The sequence below is a fragment of the Vagococcus sp. genome (assembly GCF_036639995.1).
Lineage (GTDB): Bacteria > Bacillota > Bacilli > Lactobacillales > Vagococcaceae > Vagococcus.
Map to the genome: position 1 here is coordinate 7,467 of NZ_JAVWHO010000007.1, position 24,491 is coordinate 31,957.

A 24,491-nucleotide genomic window follows, 5' to 3' on the forward strand; every position below is an offset into this window, starting at 1 on the left:
AAAAAGGACGATGATCTTTTAGGAAAAATTATCAATAAATCAGATAAAAAAGATTCAACACCAATTAAATACACAAGAAATCAGTCAACAGCTGAGTTCATTGAAGAAGTTGGCGAGTCTGCTCGAGAAATCGGTCAAAAAAATGATTTATATGCCTCAGTAATGATTGCACAAGCTATTTTAGAAAGTGGCTCTGGTAATAGTGGTCTTTCTAGAAGTCCAAACTATAATTTGTTTGGGATTAAAGGCTCTTTTGAAGGTGAGTATGTCCAAATGCCAACATTAGAGGATAATGGTAAAGGTGGTATGTATACTATCTCTGCTAAATTTAGAAAATATCCAAGTTATAAAGAATCACTTCAAGATTATGCAACTTTAATGACAGGTGGAACATCTGGTAGATCGACATTCTATCAAGGAGCTTGGAAATCAAATACTGATTCGTATAAAGATGCAACAAAATATTTAACAGGTCGATATGCTACTGATACACGTTACAATGATAAATTGAATGGATTAATTGAAACATATAACTTAACCCAATATGATCAGAAAAAAGCAGTCGAGCAAAAGATGAAAAAATCTAAAAAAACAGAAGCGTTCATTAAAGAAATTTCAGGTGACGCTAAAGAAATAGCTGCTAAAAATGATATGTATGCGTCAGTTCTAATTGCAGATGCTATTATTCAAAGTACTTCTGGAAATAATATTTTAGCTGAAAAAAATAATATCTTCTTAACTAAAGGCTCTTATAAAGAAAAAAGTGTTGAAGTTGACACAGTGAAACAAACGAAAAAAGGCCCTAAGTTAGAGAAAGTTACTTATAAAGAATATCCTTCTTATAAAGAATCAATCGAAGACCATGTTGCAGAAGTCAAAAAAGATAAAGATGTCTATGAAGAAATGACAACATCTAAAAAAGATACTTATAAAAAAGTAACGGCTTATATGACAGCTCAGAAAAAAGAAGACAGACATTATCACAAAAAATTAAATTCTTTAATAGCTACATATGATTTAAAGGATTTTGATAAAAAAGTAGAACAAAAGAAACCAGTTAAAGTGGTTAAAGCAAAGAAAGATACAAAGAAAAAAACAGAAAATATAGACATGCTGAATAAAATTGGTCAAACAATGACTGATAAATTATCGGAAAGTCTAGAAAAACCTGTTAAATATCAAGTAACAAAAAACTAGAAAAGGCCACTAAGCCTTTTTTAGTTTAAATAATAAATAAACACTACTTATATATGATTATAATATGGATAATCGTTTCTACTCAATGCCTTAAACATTGATCTATAAGTAAAAATAGGTTATTTAGTACCCATTTTTACTTACGTAAAGATGGGTTTTTTTATATTTTAAGGAGGATAATAATGAAAGAATTGTTTGAAAAAATTATTAATGAAGGTACTGTATTAAAAGAAGACGTGTTAAAAGTGGATAGTTTTTTAACCCATCAAATTGACCCAGAATTAATGAGTTTGATTGGAAAAAAATTCGCAGATAAATACCGAGATAAAAATATTACTAAAATTGTAACTATTGAATCTTCAGGAATTGCTCCTGCCGTTTTTATAGGCTTAGAACTCGGTGTACCTGTTATATTTGCTCGTAAACAAAAAAGTTTAACAATGACAACGGAACTTTTAACAGCAAGTGTCTATTCTTTTACTAAACAAACGACAAATCAAATTTCAATTTCAACTAAATTTTTAACGTCAAATGATAATGTCCTAGTAGTCGATGATTTCTTAGCAAATGGACAGGCTGCACTTGGTTTGGTTGAATTATGTGGTCAAGCAGGTGCTAGTGTAGAAGCCATAAATATCGTGATTGAAAAAGCCTTTCAAAATGGTCGTAGTTTACTTGAAGAAAAAGGGTATATAGTTGATTCTTTAGCAAGGATTACTTCTTTGGAAGACAATAAAGTTCACTTTTTAGAAGAATAAAAAAATAATGATAAAAATTTTGTAGTTAGAGTTATTTTCTCAATTGATATAAATTGCGTATTAATAGCAAAAATTGAATAATATTTTAGACATAGAAGATGAAAAAGCAATTGATCAAGAAGATCAATTGCTTTTTTTTGTTTGAAAAGAATGATGCTCTAGAGATTTTTGGCTTTACAGTCTATACACAGATTGATACTATTAATACATAATTACAATTGGTTTAATTTGAACTGGAGAAAGTAGTGAGAAAAGTTGTCGGAAATGATTTTACCGGGTAGTACAATTGGTATCATTGGGGGTAGACATATTAGTAAAATGTTAGTAATGTCTGCTAAAAAAATAGGATTTAAAGTAGGTATCTTGGATCCTATGGAAAACTGTCCTGCTTCACAAATTGTTGATTGGCATATATTGGCAGATTACAATAACGAAAGTGCGTTGATTGATTTTGCAAAAAGGTGTGACGTTATTACTTATGAAACAGAAAATATCGATGTCAATGCATTGGATTTTTTGAAAGAGTATGTCTTGCTACCGCAAGGAACATTTGGTTTATCTGTGACACAGGATCGATTAATTGAAAGAGAATTTTTAGATAATCATTCGATTAATATTGCACCCTATGCCACTGCAGTAGTTATTTCAGATATCAAGGAAGCGGCAAACACTGTAGGGTATCCTTGCTTAGTAAAAAGTACTAGAAGGTATCAAGAAGAGGAGTTTATCGTTAAAATTAATTCTGAAGAGGACGTAAATTTGGCAGTGCCATTAATTCAACAAGGTGTTTGTATGGTGGAAGCAGTAGTACCTTTAAGAAAAGAATTATTTGTGACAATCGCGATTAATCAAAATGGGGAATATACACTTTTTCCAGTAGTGGAAACTTTTCATTATAATAATGGGCAACTAAAAAAAGTGAAAGCGCCAATGGAGATGCTTGATTTAGATCAGGCAATTATTAATCAAATGGAGTTAATAGCTAAAGTTATTGCTTCAGAGCTAAGTGTAAGTGGTGTTGTAGGCATTGAATTTTTCCTAACTGAAGAGGACAACCTATATGTGAATGAAATATCTTCAAGACCTCATGAATCAAGTACCTATACGCTTGATGCCTGTGATTTTTCTGAATATGATGCTCATATTCGAGGACTGCTTAATTGGCCGTTACCTAAAATTGAGCAATTTAAACCTGCAGTTACGTTTAATATCACTAAAGAAAATCAAAAATTGGTCGAATCATTAATAGGGAGTAAAAAGCAGTGGCATTACCATTTTTATCAGTACCCAGAAAATGCTGCGGTATTTAAAGTGGGACATGTAACTGTCTTATCAAAAAATTTAGAGGAAACGATTCAAGATATTAAAAACACAGGATTAATAGATAATTAGTGTAGCTTATAGGATTAGGATGGAATGACAGTGAAGAAAAGTAGAATGCAGCAGAAGGCATATGATTTTATCAAAGGAAAAATTGAAGATGGAAAATGGGAAAATGACGTTAGAATAGTGGAACAAGATATTTCAAATGAATTAAATATTAGTCGCACACCAATTAGAGAAGCGATTAATAGTTTAATTTTAGAAGGGTATTTAGAAAAAGTAACGAATCGAGGAGTTGTTGTAAAAAAACAAATTATCTCTACAGAGGAATTTGTTGAGCGAACGCAACTACTTGAACTATTACTTTCAAATTATTTATTTCAACTACAAATTAAGCGTTCAGAAATTAATTCTAAAGAAGCAACTAAAAAAATTAACATACTTAAAAGAGAGTCTGATTTGTTACAAAAACAAGTTATCTTTTTAGAATTACTAGAATTATTCTTAGTTAAACTTGATAATCAAGTCATCAAACAAATCATTTTGAAAAATTTTCAACAGCTGCATTATGTCGCATTTCCAAATGCATCACCCCATTATTTTTATGATGAATTAGTTAGTTGTTTTGTGAGTTTATTTAGTCACTTAGAAAAGAAAGAATTTGAGTTAGCAAGAAAAGATGTTAGAGTTTTTTTTAACCGAGTTAATTTAGAGTTAATTGATCAACAATTTTAAACGAAGGTGTGATGAAAATGAAACAAATTTCTTTAGGTGGAACAAGTCTTAACGTTCCTCAAATAGCATTAGGCTGCATGAGGATGAACTCTTTAAGTTTAAACGAAACAACTTCTGTGATTAACACTTGTTTAGAAAATAACATAAACTTTTTTGATCATGCAGATATTTATGGTGAAGGTGATTCTGAAAAGTTATTTGGAGCAGCTGTTAAAGAATTAAAGTTAGATAGAGAAAGTATCATGATTCAATCGAAATGTGGTATACGCGATGGATTTTATGATTTTTCAAAAGAGCATATATTGGCAAGTGTTGATGGTATATTAAAACGCCTGGATACCGATTATCTGGATGTCTTAGCACTTCATAGACCAGATAGTTTGATGGAGCCTGAGGAGATAGCAGAAGCTTTCAGCAGTCTTCAGAGCAGTGGTAAGGTACGTTACTTTGGTGTAAGTAATCATGGACCGATGCAGATAGAGTTACTTCAAAAACATATTAACCAGAAATTAGTCGTGAACCAACTTCAATTTGGATTAAAACATGCTGGTATGGTTGCTTATGGTATGAATAATAATATGGAGAATGAGGTTGGCATTCACCGAGATGGTGGTATACTGGAGTATTCAAGGCTAAAAGAAATGACGATACAAGCATGGTCACCTTATCAATATGGTTATTTTGATGGCGTCTTTTTAGGAAATCCTAAATTTGAGTCGCTAAATCAAGTGATTAACGAAATGGCTGAGAAATATGGTGTGACAGATACAGGAATTGCTACAGCTTGGATTAATCGTCATCCAGCGAATATTCAAACAATTATTGGAACGATGAATCAACAAAGAATTAAAGATATTGCAAAAGCAAGTGAGATAGAACTTTCAAGACAAGATTGGTACCAATTATATCAAGCAAGTGGCTATCACTTATTATAAAGAAAAAAGAGGGAAACTATGGAAGTTAAAGTAAGTCATGTTGTAAAAAGGTACGGTGTTTTAGAAGTATTAAATATTGATGAATTAACTTTTGAAGCTGGAAAAGCCTACGGAGTTATTGGTCCAAATGGAGCTGGTAAGACAACTCTTTTTAAATGTATTACTAATATTATTGGAGACTATCAAGGTCAAGTTTCCATTGGTGGCGTGTTTGTAAAAGAAGATAATAGTATTTTAAGTAATGTGGGAATTGTCCTAGATGGTATTTCTGTTTATAAAGATCGAACAGGATGGTTTAATATTGAATATTTTTCAAGCCTTCGCGGTAATTTTGATGCGCAAAAGGCTGAAAAATTAGCAATCGAATTAGAAATATCTGAGTACTTACACAGTAAAGTGAAAACTTATTCGTACGGAATGGTAAAGAAATTAATTTTGTTAATCGCTTTACTTCATGATCCAAAAATTCTCATTTTAGATGAGCCATTTAGAGGTTTGGATAATGAAACGGTGACGTGGTTTAAATTTTATTTGAAGCAAATGACACAAAAAGGGATGACGCTAATTATTTCAAGTCATGTTAGAAATGATATTGAATCATTATGTCAGGAAGTTTATATTCTTAAAAAAGGTCGCCTTGATCGTCATATTGATTTATCAGATATTTCTCAAAAAATGGTAAGAGATGTTGAAACGACCAATCAAGAGGCGCTTATTGTGATTTTGGAAAGTTTTAATTATTATTATCAAGTACTTGAGACTGGTATTATTCGCCTAAATATTCAAGATGAACGTTGGTTGAATGTGAAGAAAACATTGACCGAACAACATGTCGAAATTACGGAGCTAGCTAAAGTTAATATTTTAGATGGCAACTTGAATTAGGGGGGCGAAGAGATGAATGCAAAATTAATATTCAAAATGGAATTATTTAAGTATATGCGAGATAAAAAATACTTAATTGCTACGTCCATTTTAGCTATTATCAATATTTGTACAACCGTTTATTTAGTTTATTTAATTGATCACGCTCAAACATTAAGCGAGTCAGAGAGTACTTTTTTCGGAATTTTTGTTTTATTTTTTAGTTTATCCATTTTGGCTAATTTTGCTTTTATGTTTTTATATCCGTTTCATTTAATGTCAATGGATTATAAAAACGATGTAATGGCAATGTTAGTTGCTTCAGGTGTTAATAGAAACCGCCTGTTTTTTTCAAAAATAGGAGCTACTCTTCTTTGGTCATTTTGTGTAACGTTTGTGTTAGTTTTTATTCCAGGATTTATTGTTTTGCTAAAAGCAACGCAATCAACTGGAATGCTTCAAATGTTTAATGATTTATTGAAATATGTTAATGTGAATCATCTTAGTATTTTTGGTATGTCTTTGAGTTTTATTAACTCATATATTAATACGCTTATTTTGATATCAGCGGCAACCATTATTATGAAGGGAAGAAATTTAACGATACTTGTTTACTTTGGTTTTAGTATGGTTCAATCATTAGTAATCAATTTTCTAGATTTGATTCCTTCATCAATGAATTTTAGTCAAACAGGTATGTCTCTTTTTAAAAATTTAATTTTAATGTTAATATCTATAGGAGTCGCACTCGCTTCTCTTTCTGTTATGAAGAAACAGAATCTATAAAACCGAACATTCGAAAGAAACTAAGCAAGATTATTATCATATGTCTTGCTTTTTTTTTGAGTTTAAGGTAGATTATCATAGGATGCAAAATATAAAGGGATGAAAAACTTTTAATATTCGGATTTTGCTCTCAAAATATTGCTTTTATCATCTAGGAGGAAGTTAAATGAAGATTTTTGATTATGAAGATATTCAATTAGTACCTAACAAATGTATTGTAGAAAGTCGTTCAGAGTGCGTAACTACAGTAAAATTAGGTGAAAGAGAGTTCAAAATGCCAGTAGTTCCTGCCAATATGCAGACAATTATTGATGAAAATGTGGCTGAATATTTAGCTTCTAACGGTTATTTTTATATTATGCATCGCTTTGATGAAGCGGGCCGTTCTTCATTTATTAAAGACATGCATCAAAAAGGTTTATTTGCCTCAATTAGTGTGGGGGTTAAACCAAATGAGTATGAGTTTGTTAAGCGATTGGCTGATGAAAAAAATATTCCTGATTATGTGACAATCGATATTGCTCATGGTCATTCTGATGCTGTGATTAATATGATTAAACATTTAAAAACATATATTCCAGAGACGTTTGTCATAGCTGGAAATGTTGGCACACCTGAAGCAGTTAGAGAGTTAGAAAATGCTGGCGCTGATGCAACTAAGGTGGGAATTGGACCTGGAAAAGTGTGTATTACAAAATTAAAAACTGGTTTTGGTACAGGGGGTTGGCAGTTGTCAGCTTTAAGAAGATGTAGTAAAGCGGCAAGAAAGCCTTTAATTGCTGATGGAGGAATTCGAACTCACGGAGATATTGCTAAATCAATTCGCTTTGGTGCAACAATGGTCATGATTGGTTCTTTGTTTGCAGGACATGAAGAATCTCCTGGGGTAACAAAAGAAGAAAATGGTAAACTATACAAAGAATATTTTGGTAGTGCATCTGAATATCAAAAAGGTGAACATAAAAATGTTGAAGGTAAGAAAATTTTGATTGAGCATCGTGGTAATTTACAAGATACATTAACTGAAATGCAACAAGATTTACAATCAGCAATTTCTTATGCAGGTGGAAAAGATATAGATGCAATTCGTAAAGTGGATTACGTTATTGTAAAAAATTCTATTTTTAATGGAGACATTTTTTAAAAAAGTGTGTAAATATATTAAAACAGCTATTCCAAAACGGAATAGCTGTTTTGTTTTTTTATCTTTGTTATTAATTTAAAAATAAATGTTAAAAAATTTTTTAACGTTATTTAAAATAAAAAAAGCAAAAATCTTATTTTGATTTTTGCCTTTTTTCTCACTTATTTTAAAACCCATTCGTTAATGGCATGAGCAACACCGTGTTCATCATTTGTTTTTGTAATTTTGTCAGCAGCTTCTTTGACAACTGGAACAGCATTTCCCATTGCAACGCCAATGGCTGCTACTTCAATCATAGACAAGTCGTTTTCGTTATCACCAATTGCCATGACTTCATCTGATTTCACATTAAGTAATGCTGCTAATTCTTTAGTAGCTTCCCCTTTTGTCGCATTTTTATTTAAAATCTCATAGTAAAAAGGAGCACTTTTAACCATAGCAAATTTTTCCTTGTAGCTAGCAGGAACATTTTTGATTGCTTCATCAAGTATATCTTCGTGATCAACCATCATCGATTTGATGATTTTCATATCAGGAGTCATCTCAGAAATAGCGCGATAGCGGACTGGAATTCCTGTTAAGGCAGCTTCATGGATAGTATATTCACTTAAGTCACGATTGGCAGTGTACATACTTTGGCTGTCTTGAGCGTGGAAATGTACGCCTAATTTTCTAGCTAATAGTTCTACATCTAAATAATCTTCAAAAGGAAGAGGATGCTGAATAAGGACTTCTTGAGTACCGGCATTTTGAATCATGGCTCCGTTATAAGTAATGATAAATCCGTGTTCATTATCAAGACCTAATTCTTTTACTAATGGCATGACACCAATAGTTGGTCTACCTGTTGCTAAGACAATATTAACACCTTGTTTGGTTGCTTTTTGGATGGCTTCTTTTACTTCTGGTGTTACTTTACGATCAGAATTTAGTAATGTTCCATCAATATCGATTGTTACTAATTTAATTGCCAATTATTAACACTCCTTAATTTATCTCTTTAATTGCTCCATTATGAAGCATATTGTTAAACGTAATAATTTGTTCTTCAAATAAAGTATAGGGGCCCTCGTCTTTAGTTGCAAGCATTTCTTTTGGGAAGTAGAATCGCTGATCACCTTTTGTTTGACCAGCAAGGGCTGCCACTAAGTCACTTGCTTTGGACAATTCGACTAAAGTTCCGTCACCTTCCATTAGTTCAATCTGTGTTCGGTGTTTATTTTCAGCTGGATGATAAAAATCATAAGGTAGATCATAGCTTGAATTAATCGCTGTGTAATTTTTGGCATCATAACCGACTGATTCAATCAATTCTTTTAAAGTATCGATTTTTTCTTCTGTTTTTTCATTAAAAGTCACTGATTTAAAGGGATGGCGATGTAAGAAACGTTTAGCTAAATCGCTTAAGGTTGTATCTGGATGGTCCATCCAAGATAAGAAGGCGGTATTCAATACCCCATCATCCAATTTCAAATAATCTTGTAGTGAGTAGTCATTTTTTAAAAAAGGAATCAAAAGAGGTGAATGATTTTCGAAAAACTCACTGTCCTCAGCATAAAGCACTTTTCCTCGGTTAAGTAAATGATCAAGAATAACTTCCATTCCTCGTGAAACTGGATGGAAATAGATTTGCATATACATTTGATAACGACTGACAATGTAGTCTTCAACAGCGTGCATGCCAGTAGCGTGGAACGCAATACCATCTTTATAGGGGCGAATAACTCTTAAAATACGTGTTAGGTCAAATGTGCCATATTCTGTTCCTGTATAGTAAGCGTCTCGAAGTAAGTAATCCATCCGGTCAGCGTCAATTTGACTAGAGATGAGTTGAACAACTTGTTTATTTGGGTAGTCTTTGCTAATAACACTTGCAACTTTATCTGGAAAGTCAGAAGAGACACGACTCAAAATCTCATTGATTTCTGTTGTGTCTGACTTAATAATTTCAACGGTTATGGCTTCATGATTTGTATCAAATATGCCTTCAAAAGTATGAGAATAAGGTCCATGTCCCACATCATGCAATAGAGCTGCACAAAGAGTGACTAGGCGTTCATTGTCATCCCAACCGTCAATAGGATCATCTTTAATAGGAAAATGGCGGTCAAAATAATGACAGATTCGTCTAGCTAATTCGTAAACGCCAAGAGAATGCCCAAAACGAGAATGCTCTGCAGCATGGAATGTAAAAGAGGTTGTCCCTAATTGCTTAATTCTACGCAAGCGTTGAAATTCTTTTGAATTTATCAAATCAAGAATTGTTTGGTGTTCTACTTGGATGTAATTATGGATAGGGTCGCGAAAGACTTTTTCCATAGGTAATTTATTTTCTATTGTCATTAAACCGTTTCACTCCAATTGATTATGTCATTTCGTTGAATCATTCGTTGTTGTTGTTTTTCAAAATTTTCTTTAAAATCAGTTGTTGTTTGATAGGTTAAAAAAGTTTCTTTTGCTTCTGATGATAGGTGATAGCGTTCATTAATGACGTGAATCATTTTTTCTTTTAATGAAGCAACAGTTAAATCTACATTTAATAAATCAGATAAGTTTGCCATTGAATTTGGGTTAACCGGTGGAAAGTTATTTTTTCCAAAATCTTCTTTTAGTCCAGCTTGATAAAAGTCCCTTACCATTTCACCGCGATGGTTTTGATTTCCTGAGACACTTAAATAAATCATAATGCCAATACCTTTTTTTATTCGTCGTTGCGAGATACCGGCAAATTTTTTACCATTAATACTTAAATCAAAATCCCCTGGGCAATAAGAGTCGCTAACTTCAAATGCATCAATCGACACATTGTATTCTTTAAGGGACGCTTCAATGAGCTCTTTCATGAGTAAATACCCATCATCAATTGAAAAAGAGTATTTTTCCTGAGGTTGAGGAATGATGATAGAAACATTCAAAATCTCTTCATCAGCAACAACAGCAAGTCCTCCTGAATTTCTGACAACTACGTGATAGTCATTTTTTATAATTTCATTGACCGCATCTTCTAAAAAAGGAACTCGAGTATCTTGCATTCCTAATATGACTTCATTTGTCATGTTCCAAAAATGGAAGAAAGAAACATGTTTATTTCCAGCATATTCAGCCAAAAGATCTGTATAGATAAATGGCTCCAAGCTTTGTTTATGTGGTATATTTATTTGATCAATTAAAATAGCTTCTTTGGTTATCATAAAAAAACTCCTAAAAATGTATTTGTTATTATTATACATGAGAATGAGAGAAGTAATAAAGAAAAAGAGTTGAGTTGAATATTTGACAAAAGGTTTCAGACCAAGGAAAATAGAGATAATAAAATAAAGATGTAGGTGTTCATATGGAAGAAAGAAAATCAATTCCCGTAGTTATTAAAGTTAAAACAGAAGTATTCCAACAAAATGAATTAAAAGAATACTTTTTTGAAGAAGAAGGTCAAGTCGTTAGAATCGGTGAAGCTCTATACATTCGTTATAATGAAGTCATGGAAGGAATTGAACAGCCAGTTCCTGTAACCATGAAAGTTTTACCAGATGGAAGTGTTCAACTGATTCGTGCTGGTGAAGTTCGCATGAGGTTGAAATTTGATTATCAAAAAGAACTAGAAACAAATTATCAAACCCCTTTTGGCACAATGGGTATTAGAACCTTTACTAATAATATACGCGTTAGTTTAAAAGATCGTCCATTTTCAGGTAATATTTTAATTGATTATGATTTATACGGTGGGGAAGAAAAATTAGGCGTATATCATTTGGAATTAAGTTTTACCGCATAGCTTGTGGAAAATGTTAGATTTGAATTGCATTGAATTGCGACTTATTGTATTATAAAGAGTAGACTGTGAAAGGACGTGTGCCAGTTGGAATTTAAAGCTTTCGAGGGTATGAATAAAAATGAGATATCAATGATTGAAGTAGCGCATGCTATTTTAGCTGAACGTGGCGATATTATGGATTTTTCAGATTTAGTCAATCAAATTCAAAATTATTTAGAAAAAGCAGATAGTGAAATCAGAGATGTTTTACCTCAATTTTATACAGACTTAAATATTGATGGTAGTTTCATTTCTCTTGGAGACAATCGTTGGGGATTACGTTCATGGTATCCAATTGACTCAATTGATGAAGAAGTATCAGGAATTGATGAAGATGAAGACGATACAGTAAGACGTAAAAAACGTAAAAAAGTTAATGCCTTTATCGCAACAGATGAAGATGCTATTGATTATAACGATGACGATCCTGAAGATTCAGATATCCATGATGATGAAGATGATGAAGAATTGTATGATGAAGAAGAAGATGAAACAAAAGAAATTAAAGAATACACAAGTGACTTATCAGAAATTGGCGCAGATAGCGACGATGAAGATGATGAAGCTGAAGGTTTAACTATCGTTGATGAAGATGATTTAGAAGATGATCTTTATGAAGAAGACGAAGAAGAAGAAGAGTAAAAGTAAAGGAGCATCTTTTTAGGTGCTCTTTTTTTTGGAAAGTAGGGAAAAACAATGTTACATAGTGTTGTTAACTATATTATTTTAGCATTGAATGCATTTTCAGTTCTTATTCTACTGTTTGGTGTTGGAAAAGCAGCCATTGATTTTTTCAAAAATGAGTTAAGACATGAAGACAGAATGGAAACTTCAAAGAAAAATAATTATGTGAAAATTTATTTAGGATCGTATATTTTACTTAGTTTAGAAGTTTTAATTGCTTCAGACATCATTGAAACTATTTTAAACCCATCTGTTGAAGATGTATTAATTCTTGCAGGTATTGTCGTTATTCGAACAGCAATATCTTACTTTTTAGGCAAAGAAATTGAAAGTACTGAAATATAGTGTGGAAGAAGCTTAAACCTGAAGAAATGGTTAAGCTTTTTTTATTTCACAAAAACACTTGTATTTTTTTTGAGAAACGCTTACAATTACATCTATACCAAATTAAAAAAGATATAGAAGGAGATAGATAGAATGGTTGATTTAAAACTAGATGAAAGCTATAAATTGTATATTGATGGTAAGTGGACCAATGGAAAAGGGGATAAAACGATTGATAGTTACTCTCCAGCAACTGGTCAAAAATTAGCAAGTTTTATAGATGCAGTAGACGAAGATGTGGATGATGCTGTTGTTGCAGCTCAAAAAGCATTAGTTGACTGGCGTAATTGGTCACTTGTTGACCGCAGTAATTTATTATTAAAAATTGCTGATGTGATTGATGAAAATATGGAACATTTAGCATTGGTTGAATCGATGGATAATGGTAAACCAATTAGAGAAACGTCAACTGTTGATGTGCCGCTGTGTGCGGATCATTTTAGATATTTTGCAGGTGTGATTCGTAGTGAAGAAGGATCAGCAACTGCATTTGATGAAAATACCTTGAGTATTGTTATTCGGGAACCAATTGGTGTTGTCGGACAAATTATTCCTTGGAATTTTCCAATTTTAATGGCAGCTTGGAAAATTGCACCAGCTATAGCTGCAGGAAATACAATTGTTATTCACCCATCGTCATCAACATCATTAAGTTTATTAGAGATGGTTAAATTAATTGGCCCAATGTTACCAAAAGGTGTTTTAAACTTAATTACAGGTAAAGGGTCTAAATCAGGCGAATACATGTTACATCATGAAGGTTTCAATAAACTAGCCTTTACAGGATCAACTGAAATTGGTTATAACGTGGCTAAAGCTGCTGCAGATCGATTGATTCCAGCAACACTAGAATTAGGCGGGAAATCTGCTAATATTTTCTTTGATGATATGCCGTTTGAAAAGGCTGTTGAAGGAGCTCAGTTAGGTATTCTATTTAACCAAGGGCAAGTTTGCTGTGCTGGTTCTCGTATTTTTGTTCAAGAAGGAATTTATGATAAATTTGTTGGAGCTTTAAAAGAAAAATTTGAAGCAGTAACTGTTGGTGAACCTTGGAAAGAAGACACTCAAATGGGTGCTCAAGTCAATGAAAGCCAAATTAGAAAAATAGAAGAAGCTGTTGCTAATGGTCAAAAAGAAGGCGCAACAATCTTAACTGGTGGTAAACGTTTAAGTGGTGCATTGGGTAATGGTTGTTATATGGCACCAACATTATTAACAGATGTTACTAATGACATGGAAGTTGCACGTGAAGAAATCTTTGGTCCAGTGGCTGTTGTTATTAAGTTTAAAACAATGGAAGAAGTTATTGAGATGGCTAATGATTCTGATTATGGCCTTGGTGGAGGTGTTTGGACAAGTAACATCAACACGGCTCTTAAAGTCGGTCGCGGTATTGAGACTGGACGTATTTGGGTAAATACTTACAATCAAATTCCAGCAGGTAGCCCATTTGGTGGTTACAAGAAGTCAGGAATTGGTCGTGAAACACATAAAGCAATTTTAGATAGCTACACACAATCTAAAAATATTTATATTGACACAAACGAAAATCCGATTGGCTTGTATTAAAAACCAAGCTTTGTGAATAATGGAAAAGTTTTCAGAAAATAGTCAGTAAAATTTGTGATTTGACTAGCAAATTTTCAAAAAATCTGTTAAAATAACGGTGTTAGTTAAGTAATTCTAAAAAAATCATTACCCAAAAATTAGGAGGAAATTAATTATGGCATTAGTATCAGCAGCAGAAATGTTAAAACAAGCTAGAGAAGGTAAATATGCAGTTGGCGCTTTTAATACAAACAATTTAGAGTGGACAAAAGCAATTTTACAAGGTGCGCAAGAATCTAACTCTCCAGTTATGATCCAAACATCAATGGGAGCAGCTAAATATATGGGCGGCTACCAAATGTGTTATGACATCGTAAAAGATTTAATCGATTCAATGGGAATCACTGTACCAGTAGCTTTACATTTAGATCATGGTGAATACGAAGATGCTTTAAAATGTATCGAAATTGGATATACTTCAGTTATGTTTGATGGTTCTCATTTACCATTTGAAGAAAACTTAGAAAAAGCAAAAGAAGTTGTTGCTAAAGCTCACGCTGCAGGCGTTTCTGTAGAATGTGAAGTTGGAAGCATTGGTGGAGAAGAAGACGGAATTATTGGAACTGGTGAATTAGCAGATCCAGCTGAATGTAAAGCAATGTCTGATACAGGTATTGATTTCTTAGCAGCAGGAATTGGTAACATTCACGGTTCATACCCTGAAAACTGGACTGGATTAAGCTTCGAAACATTAGAAGCTATTGCTAATGTAACTGATGGTAAACCATTAGTATTACATGGTGGTTCTGGTATTCCTTTAGATCAAGTACAAAAAGCTATTTCTTTAGGCGTTTCAAAAATTAACGTTAATACTGAATGTCAAGAAGTGTTTGCAGCAGCAACACGTAAATATATTGAAGAAGGAAAAGACCTTGAAGGAAAAGGCTTTGACCCTCGTAAATTATTAGCTCCTGGCTTTACAGCTGTAACAGAGTTAGTTAAACAACGTATTGAATGGTTTGGTTCAAACGGAAAAGCATAATTAAAATGTTTGTGAAAAAGCAACTGATTCGTCAGTTGCTTTTTTTGTTTCCCTTGATGAAGTGCATCTAAATCTTTTTTTACTAGACATTATGTGGTAAAATACTATTGGTTAATAAAAATAGATAGTGTAGCTGCTGCTTTTAAGGCAAGCAGCTTTTTTAAAGAATAAAGTGAGGAAATTAAAACATAATGAAAAAAATGATTATTAATGGTGGAAAAAAATTAAAAGGCGAAGTTAAAATAAGTGGTGCTAAAAATAGTGCGGTGGCTTTAATTCCAGCAGCAATTTTAGCAGATTCTCCAGTTGTTTTAGAAGGTGTCCCTGATATACAAGATGTGTACTCGTTAAAAGAAATTCTAGAATTAATGGGTGTCGGTGTGACATTTGAAAATAATCGCATGAAAATAGACCCAACTAATATGAAATCAACACCAATGCCAAGTGGCAAGATTCAAAGTTTAAGAGCTTCTTATTATTTCATGGGCGCTCTTTTAGGTAAATTCAACGAAGCAGTTGTGGGCTTACCTGGTGGTTGCTACCTAGGTCCTCGTCCAATTGATTTACATGAAAAAGGTTTTGAATCATTAGGTGCAACTGTGACAACTGAATACGGTGCAACTTATTTGAAAGCTGAAGAAGGATTAGTAGGAACACGTATTTATTTAGATATGGTATCTATTGGTGCTACAATCAACATTATGTTAGCAGCTGTTAAAGCAAAAGGACGTACTGTAATTGAAAATGCGGCAAGAGAACCAGAAATTATCGATGTAGCTACCCTTTTAAATAATATGGGTGCAAAAATTCGTGGCGCAGGTACAAACGAAATTAGAATTGATGGCGTGGAAGAGTTACATGGCTGCCGTCATTCAATTATTCCAGATAGAATTGAAGCTGGAACCTATTTATCATTAGCAGCAGCTTATGGTGAAGGAGTGAAGGTTCAAAACGTTATCCATGAACACTTAGAAAGCTTTATCGCTAAATTGCAAGAGATGGGCGTTAAAATGACAATTGAAGAAGATTCAATTACGGTACATCCTTCGGAACATTTAAAAGCAGTAAACGTCACAACTGTTCCTTATCCAGGATTTGCAACTGACTTACAACAACCTGTTACACCATTACTATTATTAACAAATGGTACAAGTATTATTACTGATACTATTTATGAGCAACGTGTGAATCATATTCCTGAACTAGTTCGCATGGGGGCTGATGCTAGTGTTGAAGGTAATATGATTGTCCTTAATGGTAATCAAGAGTTACAGCTTAAAGGTGCTGAAGTGTCTGCAAGTGACTTAAGAGCTGGTGCATGTCTTGTTATTGCAGGAGTTATGGCTGAAGGAACAACTAAAATTTCAAATGTAGAAAATATTCTGCGAGGTTATGATGATATCATTGGTAAATTAACTGACTTAGGGGCAGATATCCGAATGGAAGAAAGTGAGTAAATTTATGCGCGACTATTTAACGATGGGCGAGTTAGAGAACAAAACATTAAAAGAAATCTATACTTATGCAAAAGACTACAAAATTCCGTATTATAGTCAAATGAATAAAAAAGAACTTTCTTTAGCTGTTATCCGTGCACAAGCGGAAAAACAAGGATTCTTCATGATGGAAGGCGTTTTAGATATCGTCTCTCAAGATGGCTATGGTTTTTTAAGACCTATTAACTACACATCTAGTAAAGAAGACATCTATATTTCAACGTCACAAATTAGACGATTTGGTTTACGAAATGGTGATAAAGTAGCCGGAAAAGCCAGACCACCTAAAGAGTCGGAACGTTACTACGGCTTGATGCATGTTGAAACAGTCAACGGTAAAAATCCAGAAGAAGCCAAAGAGCGACCTCACTTTCCAGCGTTAACTGCTTTATATCCAGAAGAGCAACTAAAACTTGAAACGCATAAAACACGATTAGCAACACGAATGATTGACATTTTTGCACCAGTTGGATTTGGACAACGTGGCTTAATTGTAGCCCCTCCAAAAGCTGGTAAAACGAGTGTCATTAAAGAAATCGCTAATGGGATTAGTAAAAATTATCCCGATGTAGAGTTAATAGTTCTTTTGATTGATGAACGACCAGAAGAGGTTACAGATATTGAGCGGAGTGTAAAAGGTGAAGTTGTTTCATCAACCTTCGATCAAAAACCTGAAAACCATACACGTGTTGTTGAATTAGTCCTTGAACGAGCGCTACGTTTAGTTGAAGACAAGCGAGATGTGGTCATTTTAATGGATAGTATTACTAAGCTTGCTAGAGCTTATAACTTAGTTATCCCACCAAGTGGACGAACATTAAGCGGTGGGATTGATCCGGCTGCCTTTTATAGACCAAAACGTTTCTTTGGTTCGGCTAGAAATATTGAAGAAGGCGGAAGCTTAACTATTTTAGCAACAGCCTTAGTTGATACAGGAAGTCGAATGGACGATGTGATTTATGAAGAGTTCAAAGGAACAGGTAATATGGAACTTCATTTATCAAGAGAATTATCTGAAAGACGAGTATTTCCTGCAATTAATATTAAACGTTCAGGTACAAGAAGAGAAGAGTTATTAATGGCACCTGAGCACTTAGAAGAAGTGTGGAAATTACGCCGTCATATGAAAGGTGATTCAATAGATTTTACGAATCAATTTTTAACAATGTTGAAAAAAACCGACAATAATGAACGTTTTTATCAGACATTTAAAGATGTATCTTTTACGAAAAAGTAATTGCTAATTTGAAAAACCCATGTTAAAATAGCAATGTTGTATAATAACTCTGTTTCAGCAAATGACTCAGGGCAAAGGAGAGAAATAATTATGAAACAAGGAATTCATCCAGAATACCATCCAGTAGTATTTATGGACTCACAAACAGGGTTCAAATTCTTATCTGGATCAACTAAACATTCAGAAGAAACTGTTGAGTGGGAAGATGGTAATACATACCCAGTAGTCCGTGTGGAAATCACATCTGACTCACATCCATTCTATACAGGACGTCAAAAATTCACTCAAGCAGACGGACGTGTGGATCGTTTCAACAAAAAATACGGTCTCAAAGACGCAAACGCTGCAGAATAATTGTAACGTTTCAAAACACAATAAAACAAACGTTTTAAGAGGTTATCCATTCGTGGATAATCTCTTTTTTGTTTTTGACCATACTTTTTTACATATACATGAATTTTTCTTCAGTTTTGTTGATAATACAAGCGTATATATCAATCAATATTTTTATATCTGTATGATCAAAACTATAAAATAGATTAAGAAGGAACATAAAAAGAAATATATATTGGAGGATAAATAGGTGATAGATACATACTTTATGTTGTATATTGGATTTCGGAAATTAAAGGCAAGTGATCGTATCTTTTAAATTAAGAAAACCCTAGCCGTTCTGGGTTAGGGTTTGTTTTTTTAATCTATCCAATTGATTGGAATTACGCTATCACCTTTAAATGTAAAATTACCGGTCTCATTAGATTCAAATTCCCATGAAATTTGTAATTCTTTTATCTCAGGACTAATTCCATCCCAAGTTAGAATATCATCTTCAAAAGTAAAACCTGATGTTTCAGAAGTGATCTTGCTTTCTGGATTTTTAAATTGTTTTGACAAAATAAATGGATTAACTAAAACATATTTGTTCATTGATTTTTTTAAAGAGATAGTAGGAAAAGGTCTAGATGTTGTTTTTAGTATAAAATCATTTAAACTAGTTGAGTTATTCAAAAAAGATAAATCAGTAATTACTTTAATAGATTCATCTTTATCATCATTTTCGTCATGATTATCAAGATACATAGCGAGATCCTCTAGCTTTTGTAACTTACTTAAAAAATTAAAATTAGTGATTGAAGCAGTTATGTCTAATTGTTTTAATTCTGTAGCATTTTCAAGAGGCCTACTATCAACAAAACTTCCGTCTATTCCTAATTCTTCAATATTATGGAAATATTTAACAAAATCAATATTAGTTAATTCCCATTCAGCACCTATGTTTCCTTTTGCTTTATTCATTTTTTCTATGGAAAAAGGAAAACTATGAGAATATCCAAATTCAAAAAGTTCAGAATCACCGTTAAAGTATGAGGAATTTTTATTAATATCAGCAAGATCAAAGTAATTAGGTTTGCTAGTATTCATTAAAGATAATTCAACTTTTTTCCCATTTTCTATAGTGTAAAAGTTTGACTCTGCAAGCTGTTCAAGAATTTCAGAACTATAATCAAGATAAACGTATTTATATGGATAGTTCGTTTCGTATCTATCTTCATGCTGATACGCATCTCCAATCACAGGAAAACTCAACACCGCTAAAACTCCTAAACTAAATAAACTTTTATTCATTATAAAACACTCCTTTTTTAATATATTTTCATGGTAACATATAAAATGTTTTTAGTTAATAATATATCTAATTGCAAAATTTTTATATTTAAAATCTTTTTTTGGAAAAAGAGTCTATTTATATCTAAAAGGATTAAAATCTTTTTTCAATTAAGTTCAATTTTTTATAATTAACCATTGTGATTAAGTTATTGTGATTAAGTTAATTAGGCTTAAAAAAAGTTAAGTGATGGCTAATACGGTCTCAAAGACGCAAACGCTGCAGAATAATTGTAACGTTTCAAAACACAATAAAACAAACGTTTTAAGAGCATCTTTTTTAGATGTTTTTTTTTTGTGACGTCATTTAGAATGAGACATGCTATAATTTTAAGTAAAAATATATTTTTGAAGGATGTAAGAATGCCCATTAAACAAAAAAGAACTTCCAGTGGCTGCAGTATGATATTTTTAGCTGTGGTATTAATTATCTGTTTATTTCTGTTTGTTACATGTAGTGTACCTAGAAAAGAAAAGATCCAACAAGAAGACACCATTCGTGATCTAACTAGGGAAGTATTTTCTTTGAGGGATAATGATGTAAGGTTGAGCTTTAGTCAATTTTATGTCACAGAAGCAGGGCACTATGAGGTGCAAATAACTCTTAATGATGCGTACAAAACAAATAAATTTTTGAATGAAAATTTTCACCAAAATAAGGAACCATTTTTTGCACCAAGTATGACTAAACAAGTTAAAGAAATTGACTATGGTAAGAATTATAGTGATGATAGTATCTATACTTCAGCTATGGGTAAATATATGCAGTTTTTTGGATTTGAGGAGACACATGATATTACTGTTTTGGAACATGATAAATTTCAAGCACATTTCTTAACGAATGAGTTTAACAAAGAAGAGATAGATTTAAATTTGAAGGTTATTTCACCTGATGGATGGAAAAATTATTTGAATGACTTCTACCCATATGATTATCAATTTTCAACAAGCTTAAAAAAACTAAATAAAGCTAAAGGGTATTTTCTTGTTATTAGAGACAAAGATATTTTGAGTGATATAACTGATGGAAAAGAGCGTATGATTCAGACTCTTAGTACAAAATATCGATTAGAAAATATACCTAATAATACGTTATTTATTGTTGATACAAGTGATGGAATGACTTATTTGGTTTATCAAGACAAAAAATTTCAAGAGATATATCAATAATTTGATTAACAGTTGAGAAACTAACCTAAATATAGAATTTTTAGTATAATCACTGTTAATAATCAGTAAAAAAATAAGATAACGATAGTATGAAAACTAATGAATGAAAAGATTATGTTATAATGTACCATATTAAGGAGTGATAACGTGCGTCAATTACAAAAAGAAATTATCGAATTATTAAACGTTAAGCCATCTATTAACTCAGAATCAGAAATTAGAGACCGAGTTAATTTCATGAAGGCTTATTTAACTAAATATCCGTTTATTGAGTCACTTGTTCTTGGAATTAGTGGTGGACAAGACTCAACATTGGCAGGAAAATTGGCACAATTAGCTATTAACGAAATAAGAGAAGAAACAAAAAATACGAAGTATCAATTCATCGCCGTTCGTTTGCCTTATGGAAAACAAAATGATGAAGAAGATGCTAAAAAGGCGTTAGCTTTTATCCAAGCCGACAAAGAGTATGTGGTTAATGTTAAAACCTCTGTAGATGCTTTAACAAAAGAGTTAGAAGAAAATTCTAATCTTGTTATCGGTGATTTTAATAAGGGGAATATTAAAGCAAGAGAAAGAATGATTACTCAATATGCGATTGCTGGTGAGTTTAAAGGAGCTGTTTTAGGAACAGATCATGCAGCTGAAAACTTAACAGGGTTTTTCACTAAATTTGGTGATGGAGCAGCTGATTTACTTCCGTTAGCTGGATTAAACAAGCGCCAAGGTAGACAACTTTTAGCTTATTTAGAAGCAGATGAATCTCTTTATTTAAAAGTACCAACAGCAGATTTAGAAGAAAATAAACCGATGATTGCTGATGAAGTGGCCCTTGGTGTGACTTATGATGCCATTGATGATTACCTTGAAGGAAAAGAAGTATCTAACGAACAGGCAGAAACGATTGAAGGTTGGTTCTTAAAGACACAACACAAACGTCATTTGCCAATTACTAAAGAAGACACTTTTTGGAAGTAAGGATGATTGTATTATATGGTAAGTAAATTAAAAGCAATCGCTAAAAAAATGTGGTTTAAGTTGTTAATCAGTGTAATTATTGTTTTAGCAAGTAATTATTATTTACAATTAACTCAAAATAATTGGTCTTTTAGCTTAGCTACTAAATTTGCATTCTCGTGGCACACAGAGAAATTTTTATTAGGAGCTTTAGTTTTATTAGTAATTGATGTGTTTATTATTTCGATTGCAGGCTCTTTTCTTGTGGGAAATAGTTTTTATTTGCTTGGTATTATTCTTTTAGGAATTGCTAATGCGATGAAGATGTCTTTACGAATGGAGCCAATTTATCCAGACGATTTGAAAATGATTATTGAATGGACCATGTTAAAAGACATACTAGGAAATCCTTTATTTTTTGTCTTTATTCTAACTGTTCTTGGTCTTATCTTTTGGCTTGCTTTTTCCTTTTATCGCTCGTTAAAACTATCTTTAACTAAGCAAAAAGTAAGGGTGGTCACATTATTAGTAACCTCTATGTTACTTGTGTATATTAGTAATTTTAATCAACCGAATAACTTATTGAGAAAAGCCTATGATAAAACAGCTCTTTGGATTCCATACAGCCAGAAAATGAATTATTATAATACAGGTTTTATGGGAGGATTTTTATTTAATTTAAAAGTTGAAGGAATGGAAAAACCAGAGCATTATTCAAAAGCTGAAATCAATAAAATTATGACACACTATCAAGAGGAAGCAGACAAAAAAAATCAGAAAAAATCAACTGAAGAACAACCAGATATTGTATATATTATGTCTGAAAGCTTTTCAGATCCTTCAAAATTAGAAGGGGTTCATGTCACACCTGACCCTCTAAAAGACTACCGTGATGTTGCGAGTGAATCTATTTTAAGTGGGCAAATGTTGTCACAAAATTATGGTGGTGGTACAGCAAACATTGAGTTTGAAGCACTCACTGGTTTTTCAATGGCGTTACTCAATCCGCAAATGACAACACCTTATACGATGATGTTACCTAAAAAGGAAAACTTTCCATCAATGGTTTCAACATTAAAAAGTCAGGATTACAAAACAACGGCGATTCACCCATACAATACATCTATGTATAAACGAAAAGATGTGTATAAGGTGTTTGGTTTTGATCAATTTCTTGATGAAAAAACAATGAAAAATAAAGAAAAACTATCAAAAGAGGGGTTTATTTCTGATAAATCTGCATTTAAAGAAGTTCAACAAGTGCTAAAAGAAAGCAAAGAACCTCAGTTTATTCATCTTGTTACTATGCAAACACATATGCCTTATACGAATAAATATAGTGGCTCAAAGTATCAGGTGAAAGAGTTAGATAATGATGTTAATATTGTTAACTACGCTCAAGATATTGCCTACACATCAGAAGCATTAAAGGGATTTATTGAAGAAACAAAGACAAATGATCGACCTATACTAATCTGTTTTTGGGGTGACCATTTGCCGTCAATCTATCCTGATTCGGTTATAGATGAAAATGATAAAGTGACAACGCATTTAACGGAATACTTTGTTTATGATAGTCAAGATACATCTCCAACACTTAAACAAGTCATTAGCCCTTTTTATTTTCCTAGTGTTGTCAGCCAAACTGCCGGAGTGAAAGCTACTGGATTTTCAATGTTACTTGAAGAAATGCACTATTTATTGCCAGCATTTGAAAATGAGATGTACTTTTATAATCAAACATGGAAAAAAGAAATTACATTAAGTAAAGAGGATCAGGCCATTTTTGATGATTATCAAATGATTCAATATGACATAGTTTCTGGTCAACAATACAGTCAACATTTTTTTAAATAATAATTAAGAGGTTTGTTATGTCCTTTAAAAAGAAAGAAAATCAGAAATATTACAATCCCATGATGAAAGCTATTGGGAATTATCATTTAATTGAACCAGGTGAAAAAGTAGCCGTTGGTATGAGTGGTGGAAAAGATAGTACGGCACTTTTTGTCATGCTAGACATGCTGTCAAAGCAAAAACGTTTAGGCTTTGATTTTGAAGTAGTGCCAATCTGTTTGGATATGGGATTTGCTATGGATATCACACCGATGAAAGAGTTAGTTGAAGAAAAAGGCTATACATTAGATGTTGTGGATACCAATATTGCAAAAGTGGTTTTTGATATTAGAGAAGAAAAAAATCCTTGTTCATTGTGTGCCAAATTAAGAAGAGGTTATTTGTATTCACGAGCAAAGGAATTAGGGTGTCAGAAGGTGGCAATTGGCCATCATTTAGATGATGCTATTGAAACATATTTTATGAATTTTTTATTTCACGGTAAAATGGAAAGTTTTGAGCCGATGACTTATTTATCAAAAACAGAAGTATCAATTATTCGACCGATGATTTATATAGAAGAAAAAGATATCATTCGTTTTTGTAATAATAAAGAATTACCAGTTATCTTTAATCCTTGTCCTGTTGATAAGAAAACTAAGCGTGAAGAAATGAAACAGTTGGTGGATTCTTTAGCCATTGACTACCCATTAATCAAGCAACGGTTTGTTCAAGGAATGGAACAAGAGGTCAGAGAAAATGAGTGGTATTTATCAAAAAAATCTTAATTAAATTGTTTCAAAAACTGGAACATGCTATAATAATAAACGTCATAGGGGAGTAACTAGTAGCTGTAAATGCTGCGGCAATATCACCATCGTGAAATGAAAATTTCTGGTATTGCCTTAAATAGTGAGAC

At 32.5% G+C, this 24,491-nt stretch carries 24 protein-coding genes and 1 riboswitch; of the genes, 20 read left to right on the forward strand and 4 right to left on the reverse strand.

The genetic code is table 11. The features are described 5' to 3' along the window. The 8 genes from RR554_RS03690 to guaC all read left to right on the forward strand — a co-directional run. Positions 1–1,197: glucosaminidase domain-containing protein (locus RR554_RS03690; RefSeq protein ID WP_332467441.1), on the forward strand; the 1,197-nt coding region annotated here is incomplete at its 5' end. Positions 1,198–1,224: 27 nt separating this feature from the next. After that, positions 1,225–1,322, forward strand: a riboswitch (purine riboswitch). 57 nt (positions 1,323–1,379) lie between these two features. Beyond that, the gene (locus RR554_RS03695) at positions 1,380–1,955 is read left to right on the forward strand and encodes a xanthine phosphoribosyltransferase (protein ID WP_332462445.1); all 576 of its coding nucleotides are present in this window, start codon (positions 1,380–1,382) and stop codon (positions 1,953–1,955) included. A gap of 264 nt (positions 1,956–2,219) precedes the next feature. Further along, entirely contained in the window at positions 2,220–3,347 is a 1,128-nt protein-coding gene (locus tag RR554_RS03700) for a 5-(carboxyamino)imidazole ribonucleotide synthase (protein ID WP_332467461.1), read from the forward strand. Positions 3,348–3,377: 30 nt separating this feature from the next. Further along, the gene (locus RR554_RS03705) at positions 3,378–4,013 is read left to right on the forward strand and encodes a GntR family transcriptional regulator (protein ID WP_332462444.1); all 636 of its coding nucleotides are present in this window, start codon (positions 3,378–3,380) and stop codon (positions 4,011–4,013) included. Positions 4,014–4,030: 17 nt separating this feature from the next. Next, a complete protein-coding gene (locus RR554_RS03710) occupies positions 4,031–4,948 on the forward strand; it encodes an aldo/keto reductase (RefSeq protein ID WP_332462443.1) in 918 nt (305 codons plus the stop codon). An 18-nt stretch (positions 4,949–4,966) separates the two neighbouring features. Continuing rightward, on the forward strand, positions 4,967–5,833 hold the full coding sequence (locus tag RR554_RS03715) for an ABC transporter ATP-binding protein (RefSeq protein ID WP_332467442.1): 867 nt from the start codon (positions 4,967–4,969) through the stop codon (positions 5,831–5,833). A gap of 12 nt (positions 5,834–5,845) precedes the next feature. Further along, positions 5,846–6,598: a hypothetical protein gene (locus RR554_RS03720; protein WP_332462441.1), complete on the forward strand. Its 753-nt coding sequence runs from the start codon at positions 5,846–5,848 to the stop codon at positions 6,596–6,598. A gap of 166 nt (positions 6,599–6,764) precedes the next feature. Continuing rightward, positions 6,765–7,742, forward strand: coding sequence for a GMP reductase (gene guaC / locus RR554_RS03725; RefSeq protein WP_332462440.1), 978 nt, complete (start codon positions 6,765–6,767; stop codon positions 7,740–7,742). 161 nt (positions 7,743–7,903) lie between these two features. On the opposite strand, the gene yidA is transcribed toward guaC, so the two are convergent. Genes yidA through RR554_RS03740 form a run of 3 tightly spaced genes read right to left on the reverse strand, consistent with a single transcriptional unit; the run spans position 7,904 to position 10,933 of the window. Beyond that, positions 7,904–8,716, reverse strand: coding sequence for a sugar-phosphatase (yidA, locus tag RR554_RS03730; protein WP_332462439.1), 813 nt, complete (start codon positions 8,714–8,716; stop codon positions 7,904–7,906). Between the two features lie 13 nt (positions 8,717–8,729). Further along, entirely contained in the window at positions 8,730–10,085 is a 1,356-nt protein-coding gene (locus RR554_RS03735) for an HD domain-containing protein (protein ID WP_332462438.1), read from the reverse strand. After that, the gene (locus RR554_RS03740; RefSeq protein ID WP_332467443.1) at positions 10,085–10,933 is read right to left on the reverse strand and encodes a lipoate--protein ligase family protein; all 849 of its coding nucleotides are present in this window, start codon (positions 10,931–10,933) and stop codon (positions 10,085–10,087) included. The genes RR554_RS03735 and RR554_RS03740 overlap by 1 nt, the downstream gene beginning before the upstream one ends. Positions 10,934–11,076: 143 nt before the next feature. Here RR554_RS03740 and RR554_RS03745 point away from each other — a divergent pair, with 143 nt between their 5' ends. From RR554_RS03745 to RR554_RS03780, 8 genes are all read left to right on the forward strand, one after another. Beyond that, a complete protein-coding gene (locus RR554_RS03745) occupies positions 11,077–11,514 on the forward strand; it encodes a DUF1934 domain-containing protein (RefSeq protein ID WP_332467444.1) in 438 nt (145 codons plus the stop codon). Positions 11,515–11,598: 84 nt separating this feature from the next. Continuing rightward, positions 11,599–12,195, forward strand: a complete 597-nt coding sequence (gene rpoE / locus RR554_RS03750; protein WP_332462435.1) for a DNA-directed RNA polymerase subunit delta — start codon at positions 11,599–11,601, stop codon at positions 12,193–12,195. Positions 12,196–12,249: 54 nt separating this feature from the next. After that, entirely contained in the window at positions 12,250–12,582 is a 333-nt protein-coding gene (locus tag RR554_RS03755; protein WP_332462434.1) for a DUF1622 domain-containing protein, read from the forward strand. Between the two features lie 132 nt (positions 12,583–12,714). Continuing rightward, positions 12,715–14,190: an aldehyde dehydrogenase family protein gene (locus tag RR554_RS03760; RefSeq protein ID WP_332467445.1), complete on the forward strand. Its 1,476-nt coding sequence runs from the start codon at positions 12,715–12,717 to the stop codon at positions 14,188–14,190. A 154-nt stretch (positions 14,191–14,344) separates the two neighbouring features. Further along, positions 14,345–15,211 (forward strand): class II fructose-bisphosphate aldolase, encoded by an 867-nt coding sequence (locus RR554_RS03765; RefSeq protein ID WP_332467446.1) that lies wholly within the window; start codon positions 14,345–14,347, stop codon positions 15,209–15,211. 191 nt (positions 15,212–15,402) lie between these two features. Continuing rightward, positions 15,403–16,668 carry a UDP-N-acetylglucosamine 1-carboxyvinyltransferase gene (locus RR554_RS03770; protein ID WP_332462431.1) on the forward strand — a complete coding sequence of 422 codons (1,266 nt, stop codon included), beginning with the start codon at positions 15,403–15,405 and terminating at the stop codon, positions 16,666–16,668. 4 nt (positions 16,669–16,672) lie between these two features. Then, positions 16,673–17,944 (forward strand): transcription termination factor Rho, encoded by a 1,272-nt coding sequence (gene rho, locus RR554_RS03775; protein WP_332462518.1) that lies wholly within the window; start codon positions 16,673–16,675, stop codon positions 17,942–17,944. A gap of 90 nt (positions 17,945–18,034) precedes the next feature. Next, on the forward strand, positions 18,035–18,298 hold the full coding sequence (locus RR554_RS03780) for a type B 50S ribosomal protein L31 (RefSeq protein WP_332462430.1): 264 nt from the start codon (positions 18,035–18,037) through the stop codon (positions 18,296–18,298). Between the two features lie 339 nt (positions 18,299–18,637). On the opposite strand, the gene RR554_RS03785 is transcribed toward RR554_RS03780, so the two are convergent. Continuing rightward, complete coding sequence (locus RR554_RS03785; protein ID WP_332462429.1) at positions 18,638–19,570, reverse strand: hypothetical protein; 933 nt, start codon at positions 19,568–19,570, stop codon at positions 18,638–18,640. A gap of 402 nt (positions 19,571–19,972) precedes the next feature. Between RR554_RS03785 and RR554_RS03790 the strand changes: the two genes are divergently transcribed. The 4 genes from RR554_RS03790 (at position 19,973) to RR554_RS03805 (ending at position 24,360) form a co-directional block, all read left to right on the forward strand. After that, positions 19,973–20,779: a hypothetical protein gene (locus RR554_RS03790; protein WP_332467447.1), complete on the forward strand. Its 807-nt coding sequence runs from the start codon at positions 19,973–19,975 to the stop codon at positions 20,777–20,779. Positions 20,780–20,926: 147 nt separating this feature from the next. Then, positions 20,927–21,757, forward strand: coding sequence for an ammonia-dependent NAD(+) synthetase (gene nadE, locus RR554_RS03795; protein ID WP_332462427.1), 831 nt, complete (start codon positions 20,927–20,929; stop codon positions 21,755–21,757). A 15-nt stretch (positions 21,758–21,772) separates the two neighbouring features. Beyond that, the gene (locus RR554_RS03800; protein ID WP_332467448.1) at positions 21,773–23,593 is read left to right on the forward strand and encodes an LTA synthase family protein; all 1,821 of its coding nucleotides are present in this window, start codon (positions 21,773–21,775) and stop codon (positions 23,591–23,593) included. 17 nt (positions 23,594–23,610) lie between these two features. After that, the gene (locus tag RR554_RS03805) at positions 23,611–24,360 is read left to right on the forward strand and encodes a tRNA 2-thiocytidine biosynthesis TtcA family protein (protein ID WP_332462425.1); all 750 of its coding nucleotides are present in this window, start codon (positions 23,611–23,613) and stop codon (positions 24,358–24,360) included. Positions 24,361–24,491 lie beyond the last annotated feature (131 nt).

Bases quoted from the DNA above. Each gene is read 5' to 3' on its own strand.
- RR554_RS03695 (WP_332462445.1), top strand. From the start codon at position 1,380: ATGAAAGAATTGTTTGAAAAAATTATTAATGAAGGTACTGTATTAAAA.
- RR554_RS03700 (WP_332467461.1), top strand. From the start codon at position 2,220: ATGATTTTACCGGGTAGTACAATTGGTATCATTGGGGGTAGACATATT.
- RR554_RS03710 (WP_332462443.1), top strand. From the start codon at position 4,031: ATGAAACAAATTTCTTTAGGTGGAACAAGTCTTAACGTTCCTCAAATA.
- RR554_RS03715 (WP_332467442.1), top strand. From the start codon at position 4,967: ATGGAAGTTAAAGTAAGTCATGTTGTAAAAAGGTACGGTGTTTTAGAA.
- RR554_RS03720 (WP_332462441.1), top strand. From the start codon at position 5,846: ATGAATGCAAAATTAATATTCAAAATGGAATTATTTAAGTATATGCGA.
- guaC (WP_332462440.1), top strand. From the start codon at position 6,765: ATGAAGATTTTTGATTATGAAGATATTCAATTAGTACCTAACAAATGT.
- RR554_RS03735 (WP_332462438.1), bottom strand. From the start codon at position 10,085: ATGACAATAGAAAATAAATTACCTATGGAAAAAGTCTTTCGCGACCCT.
- RR554_RS03740 (WP_332467443.1), bottom strand. From the start codon at position 10,933: ATGATAACCAAAGAAGCTATTTTAATTGATCAAATAAATATACCACAT.
- RR554_RS03745 (WP_332467444.1), top strand. From the start codon at position 11,077: ATGGAAGAAAGAAAATCAATTCCCGTAGTTATTAAAGTTAAAACAGAA.
- RR554_RS03755 (WP_332462434.1), top strand. From the start codon at position 12,250: ATGTTACATAGTGTTGTTAACTATATTATTTTAGCATTGAATGCATTT.
- RR554_RS03760 (WP_332467445.1), top strand. From the start codon at position 12,715: ATGGTTGATTTAAAACTAGATGAAAGCTATAAATTGTATATTGATGGT.
- RR554_RS03765 (WP_332467446.1), top strand. From the start codon at position 14,345: ATGGCATTAGTATCAGCAGCAGAAATGTTAAAACAAGCTAGAGAAGGT.
- RR554_RS03770 (WP_332462431.1), top strand. From the start codon at position 15,403: ATGAAAAAAATGATTATTAATGGTGGAAAAAAATTAAAAGGCGAAGTT.
- rho (WP_332462518.1), top strand. From the start codon at position 16,673: ATGCGCGACTATTTAACGATGGGCGAGTTAGAGAACAAAACATTAAAA.
- RR554_RS03780 (WP_332462430.1), top strand. From the start codon at position 18,035: ATGAAACAAGGAATTCATCCAGAATACCATCCAGTAGTATTTATGGAC.
- RR554_RS03785 (WP_332462429.1), bottom strand. From the start codon at position 19,570: ATGAATAAAAGTTTATTTAGTTTAGGAGTTTTAGCGGTGTTGAGTTTT.
- RR554_RS03790 (WP_332467447.1), top strand. From the start codon at position 19,973: ATGCCCATTAAACAAAAAAGAACTTCCAGTGGCTGCAGTATGATATTT.
- RR554_RS03800 (WP_332467448.1), top strand. From the start codon at position 21,773: ATGGTAAGTAAATTAAAAGCAATCGCTAAAAAAATGTGGTTTAAGTTG.
- RR554_RS03805 (WP_332462425.1), top strand. From the start codon at position 23,611: ATGTCCTTTAAAAAGAAAGAAAATCAGAAATATTACAATCCCATGATG.